We start from the raw sequence: 516 nt of genomic DNA on the forward strand, positions 1-516 counted from the left end.
CGTCGGTGTAGCAATAGCACTACTCATAGCGACGGCAACAATCTGCTTTGCGGTAATAGCATGTATAAACGCGTATCAAGGCCGAGCGTGGCAATATCCGATAGTCCCTCAGCTAATTTGACACCGCGTGAACTACCGCCTGTAATAGTATACTGTCGTGATTTCGTCACTCTCTAACGCAAATCGAGTTTTAACCTTTAGTCATTTTTTCTTATCAACTAATGATAGGTCTGGTATGCCTGCCCACCAAAGAATCGTCCAATGGCTATTCGACGAAGAGATCTCGGTTGCAACAGTTCTTGGACTCCTATCTATTCCCTCTACAGTAGTTGTCTCCCTGAGTACAGAACCATCGCATTTTAGTGCTGGCCCAGTAGTTCTCGCTGGGTTCCTTGCAGGTCTGTACTACAGCAACCGATCAACCGCTGCTATGCGTGCTGGCCTACGAACTGGTATCATCGGAAGTCTTCCCGCCGTCTGGACCTCTGCCAGTTTCATTACATCGGGGTGGGAAAT

1 protein-coding gene is annotated in these 516 nt (G+C 48.1%); it reads left to right on the forward strand.

Annotated elements, in window-relative coordinates:
* Window positions 1-235: 235 nt before the first annotated feature.
* The coding region (locus DVK07_RS24495; protein WP_199719718.1) for a DUF5518 domain-containing protein at window positions 236-516 on the forward strand (281 nt) is incomplete at its 3' end.

This window comes from Halorubrum sp. Atlit-26R (assembly GCF_003666015.1).
Classification (GTDB): Archaea; Halobacteriota; Halobacteria; order Halobacteriales; family Haloferacaceae; genus Halorubrum.